The following is a 4,933-nucleotide window of genomic DNA, read 5'->3' as shown; positions in this document are numbered from 1 at the left end:
TTAGTACTTTATAGATTTGAGGAGTAAGGGGGAAACGTGTGAGCAAGAGAATAAATCCGGAAGAGCTAGAGCTTGAGGAAAAGGTAGTAAATATCAACAGGGTTTCAAAAGTAGTAAAAGGCGGACGCAGGTTTAGCTTGAGCGCGCTGGTCGTTGTCGGCGATCGTAACGGCCATGTCGGCATCGGCTTTGGTAAAGGCGCCGAGGTGCCGGTCGCAATTTCAAAAGGCGTCCAGGATGCCAAGAAAAACCTGTTTTACGTTCCGCTTGTTGGTTCGACCATTACATATGAGGTTATGGGCGAGTACGGCGCAGGACGCGTTATGCTAAAACCGGCTTCAGAAGGTACCGGCGTTATCGCGGGCGGTCCTGTTCGAGCGGTTCTAGAGCTTGCCGGAATACAGGATATCTTAACAAAGTCCCTGGGCAGCCAGAACCCGATCAATATGCTGCGGGCGACTGTTGCGGGTTTGAAATCACTTAAGACAGCGGAAGATGTTGCCCGCCTTCGCGGTAAAACTGTCGAACAGATAATGGGCAAGTAACAGGCTGGGAGGAAAACACGTTGGCTAAACTTAAGATAACCCAGGTCAGAAGCGGTATCGGTCGCATTGAGAAGCAAAAAAGGACCTTAAAAGCGCTCGGCCTTAAAAGAATACGAGACGTTGTTGAGCAAGAGGATAAGCCTGAGATCCGCGGTATGATTCAAAAGGTCATCCACCTTGTGGAAGTAGAAGAAATCGGTTAGGCTTGGATTTTAAGGAGGACGGAATTAATGCGGTTAAACGAGCTGTCACCCGCTCCGGGTGCTGTGAAGAAAAAGAAGAGGGTCGGTAGGGGACCTGGTTCCGGGCACGGCAAAACCGCTACGCGCGGAACAAAGGGTCAGAAGTCACGCTCCGGCGGAGGTAAAGGCCCGGGTTTTGAAGGCGGCCAGACCCCTATTTACAGGCGGCTGCCAAAATTGCCCGGCTTCAGGAACCCATTTAAAAAGGTATACGAGCTGGTTAATATCGACCAGTTAAACATATTCGATCAGGGCGCTGTTGTTGACCCGGTGGCGATGCAGCAGGCCGGTCTGATCAAAAAAGCTATGCTGCCGGTCAAGGTTCTTGGTCGCGGCGAGATTGAAAAAGGCTTGACCGTAAAGGCGCGGGAGTTTAGCGGCTCGGCGGTGAGGAAAATTGAGGCGGCAGGCGGAAAGGTTGAGAGTCTTAAATGATAGAAGCAATTGCAAATGCATTTAAAGTACCAGATCTGAAGCGTCGCATACTATTTACGCTGGCAATGATCGCCGTATATCGATTTGGTGCCCACGTGCCGGTTCCTGGTGTCGATGTAAAAGCACTTAAAACTCTTTTTGAACAAACACCGATTCTAGGCTTTGTAGACCTATTTGCCGGTGGCGCATTATCTAACTTTGCCGTGTTTGCGTTAGGAATTATGCCGTATATCACGGCTTCGATTATCTTACAGCTCTTGACCATTGTTATCCCGACCCTCGGGGCATGGGCAAAAGAGGGAGAAACCGGCCAGCGTAAAATTACGCAGTGGACGCGATATTTAACCTTGGCGTTAGGGCTTATCGAGTCGATCGGTTTGACGGCCTTCTTCCAGCGAGAGCTTATCAACCTCGGAGCAAACGTAAAGTTCACGTTCGGACTCGATGTGCTCATCGTTCTGACATTGGTTGCGGGTACGGCGCTTATCATGTGGCTGGGCGAACTTATCACCCAGCGAGGCATCGGCAACGGCATGTCGCTCTTGATCTTTGGAAGCATCATAGCGCGATTCCCGGAGGCCGTTCTTGCAACAGGAAGGACCGAGGGTATTCCTGTCTTAATCATCCTTATCCTAATTCTGGTAGCAATGATTGTTTCTATTGTCTTTGTTGAAAAAGCCCAGAGAAGAATACCCGTCCAATACGCAAAGCGCGTGGTTGGCCGTAAAGTCTATGGGGGCTCGAGCACATATATTCCGCTCAAGGTAAACTCGGCAGGGGTTATTCCGATCATCTTCGCGTCATCGGTATTGCTCTTCCCTGCGACGATGTTACAGTTCTTCCCGGGCGGAATTTCCAGGACGATAAACGCTCTGCTTGATCCCAGCGGCGCTCTTTATCTAACGCTCTATGGCTTGCTGGTCGTATTCTTTACATACTTTTATACGGCTATTATCTTTAACCCGATCGATATATCGGATAACATGAAAAAATATGGCGGTTTTATTCCGGGTGTTCGCCCGGGTAAGCCGACGGCCGGTTACCTGGACAGGGTTCTGACCAGGATTACATTGCCCGGTGCTTTCTTCCTCGCGTCGATCGCCGTGATTCCCGCCATTCTTGGTAGCATAATCGGAATACCGTTCTTCCAGGGCGGAAACTTCGGAGGAACATCGCTCCTGATTATGGTCGGTGTAGCGCTTGAGACGATGAGACAAATCGAGTCGCAACTCCTCATGAGACACTATGAGGGATTTTTGAAATAAAAGCTGCCAAAGAGAAAGGAGTAGGAATGAACGTAATTTTGTTAGGGCCTCCCGGTGCGGGGAAAGGTACGCAGGCAGAAAGAATCGTAAAGGGGTACGGACTCATCCATATCTCAACGGGGGATATGTTAAGAGCGGCTGTGAAGAACGGCACGGAGATGGGTCTTAAGGCTCAGGAGTACATGACGGCAGGCGCGCTTGTACCGGATGAGGTTGTAATCGGAATCGTGCGCGACCGCATCGCCGAGAAGGACGTCGAGGAGAAGGGCTTCCTTTTGGATGGTTTCCCGCGGACCGTTGGCCAGGCTGATGCACTAGATAAAGTGCTTAGTTCATTGGGCAAGAACCTTGATGCGGTTGTTAATATTATTGTTCCCGATGAGGAGCTTCTTGACAGGTTGACCGGCAGGCGTATCTGCAAGTCTTGCCAGAAACCATATCACATGGTGTTTAGCCCACCGCAGAAAGAGGGCGTATGCGATACCTGTGGCGGCGAGCTGTATCAAAGGGCGGACGATACCATCGAGACCGTAAAGAACCGCCTCGATGTCTATCACAGCCAGACATCACCGCTGATCGAGTATTACACCAAAAAAGGCGTTCTGTTTGATATCGACGGGACCAAAGGCATGGAAGATGTATTCGGCGATATCAGCAACGCCCTTAAGGCGAAAGTATAAGATGACTCTTTCCTTTGAGGCGAGGGTATGATTATTCGCAAAAGTAAGAGTGAAATAGCTGCTATGCGCCATGCCGGGCGCATAGTGGCTCAAACTCTTAAGCTCATTGAAAACGAGATACGGCCCGGCATAACGACGGCCGAGCTGGATGCGATAGCGGAAAAATTTATCCGCAAATCGGGGGCCAGGCCGGCGTTTAAAGGGTATAGGGGATATCCGGCCACTATCTGCGCTTCACCGAACGAGGTAGTCGTCCACGGAATTCCGGGTTCGAGAGAACTTGTCGAGGGGGACATTATCAGCATCGACGTCGGGGCTGAGCTTGACGGCTTTTACGGCGATGCCGCGGCGACGTTTCCGGTTGGCAAAATCTCTGAGGAAGCCCAGCGCCTGATCGACGTGACAAAGGTGTCCCTGCTTAAGGGGATAGAGCAATGTGTTGAGGATAATTATCTCTATGACATATCCTATGCGGTTCAATCCACGGTTGAGGCGGCCGGTTATTCTGTGGTCAAGGAGTTCGTCGGACACGGCATAGGGCGGGCGATGCATGAAGACCCGCAAATCCCAAACTTCGGTCTTCCGAGAAGGGGACCGAAGATCAAGCTCGGTATGGTCTTTGCGATAGAGCCGATGGTCAACATCGGCGGGTTCAAGGTCGATATCCTTGCGGACAACTGGACCGTCGTTACCGAGGACAGAAGTCTCTCGGCGCATTTCGAGCACACGGTGGCGGTTACCAAACAAGGGCCCGACGTATTGACGGTTTTATAGACGCTCGACATAAATTTTGTTATAATATGGTTTTGTGCAGAAAAGCGCGCTGAAAAGCAAAAAGCAGAGCCATTTAGATTATTAAGACAACGTGGGCGTACCCAAGTGGAGGATATAGGTGCCTAAAAAAGAAGAAGCCATAGAAGTTGAAGGTACGGTAGTAGAGCCTTTGCCAAACGCCATGTTCAGGGTTGAGCTGGACAACGGGCATAAGGTTTTAGCCCATATTTCGGGCAAGATGCGCATGCATTACATCCGCATTCTGCCGGGTGACCGGGTTGTCGTGGAGCTGTCGCCTTACGATCTGACCAGGGGCCGCATCGTATATAGATTCAAGTAAATTTCGTAATTCGAATTTCGAATTAAGAAGAATTACGAATTAAGAAGAATTTCGAATTACGAATTAAGAATTAAGAAAAAGCGTATATTCCTTGGGAAATACGAGAGGTTGTGGAGGGACAATGAAGGTTAGACCATCGGTAAAGCGAATTTGTGAAAAATGCAAAATCGTCAAGAGGCACGGAAAAGTCCTCGTTATCTGCGAGAACCCGCGCCACAAGCAGCGCCAGGGCTAATACTCTGGATTCTTGGCGTAAATGATGCTTTGCGCTGGAAGGCAAGGCTTGAATATATATTTGGTTAGTTTAGGAGGAAGAGAATTTGGCACGTATATCCGGAGTTGACCTACCCAGGGAGAAAAGGGTAGAGATCGGTTTAACCTATATCTACGGTATAGGTCTTTCGAAGTCACAGGAAATACTTGGTGGCACAGGAGTTAATCCCGACACGCGGGTTCGCAACCTTACCGAGGAAGAAGTCATCAAGCTCAGGGACTACATCGACAAAAACCTTAAGGTTGAAGGCGATCTGCGCAGAGAGGTGTCTCAGAACATCAAACGTCTCATGGAGATAGGATGTTATCGCGGCTTAAGACACCGCAGAGGACTGCCAGTACGCGGTCAGCGCACTCATACCAACGCCCGCACGAGGAA

General features: G+C 50.0%; 9 protein-coding genes. All 9 read left to right on the top strand.

Annotated features, from left to right (window positions below; translation table 11 throughout):
* Nucleotides 1-38: 38 nt before the first annotated feature.
* Complete coding sequence (gene rpsE, locus COY37_RS02420) at nt 39-545, top strand: 30S ribosomal protein S5 (protein WP_286678511.1); 507 nt, start codon at nt 39-41, stop codon at nt 543-545.
* Between the two features lie 20 nt (nt 546-565).
* Nucleotides 566-748, top strand: coding sequence for a 50S ribosomal protein L30 (rpmD, locus tag COY37_RS02415; protein ID WP_286678510.1), 183 nt, complete (start codon nt 566-568; stop codon nt 746-748).
* A gap of 27 nt (nt 749-775) precedes the next feature.
* Entirely contained in the window at nt 776-1,222 is a 447-nt protein-coding gene (rplO, locus tag COY37_RS02410; RefSeq protein WP_286678509.1) for a 50S ribosomal protein L15, read from the top strand.
* Entirely contained in the window at nt 1,219-2,487 is a 1,269-nt protein-coding gene (gene secY / locus COY37_RS02405) for a preprotein translocase subunit SecY (protein ID WP_286678508.1), read from the top strand. Before rplO ends, secY begins: the two co-directional genes overlap by 4 nt.
* A gap of 26 nt (nt 2,488-2,513) precedes the next feature.
* A complete protein-coding gene (locus COY37_RS02400; protein WP_286678507.1) occupies nt 2,514-3,167 on the top strand; it encodes an adenylate kinase in 654 nt (217 codons plus the stop codon).
* Between the two features lie 27 nt (nt 3,168-3,194).
* A complete protein-coding gene (map, locus tag COY37_RS02395) occupies nt 3,195-3,941 on the top strand; it encodes a type I methionyl aminopeptidase (RefSeq protein ID WP_286678506.1) in 747 nt (248 codons plus the stop codon).
* 118 nt (nt 3,942-4,059) lie between these two features.
* Nucleotides 4,060-4,281 (top strand): translation initiation factor IF-1, encoded by a 222-nt coding sequence (infA, locus tag COY37_RS02390; RefSeq protein ID WP_286678505.1) that lies wholly within the window; start codon nt 4,060-4,062, stop codon nt 4,279-4,281.
* A 121-nt stretch (nt 4,282-4,402) separates the two neighbouring features.
* A complete protein-coding gene (rpmJ, locus tag COY37_RS02385) occupies nt 4,403-4,516 on the top strand; it encodes a 50S ribosomal protein L36 (RefSeq protein ID WP_286678504.1) in 114 nt (37 codons plus the stop codon).
* 85 nt (nt 4,517-4,601) lie between these two features.
* The coding region (gene rpsM / locus COY37_RS02380) for a 30S ribosomal protein S13 (protein WP_286975867.1) at nt 4,602-4,933 on the top strand (332 nt) is incomplete at its 3' end.

The sequence above is a fragment of the Candidatus Aquicultor secundus genome, assembly GCF_002791875.1.
GTDB lineage: Bacteria > Actinomycetota > Aquicultoria > Aquicultorales > Aquicultoraceae > Aquicultor_A > Aquicultor_A secundus.
This window is presented reverse-complemented; position numbering and strand designations above follow the sequence as displayed.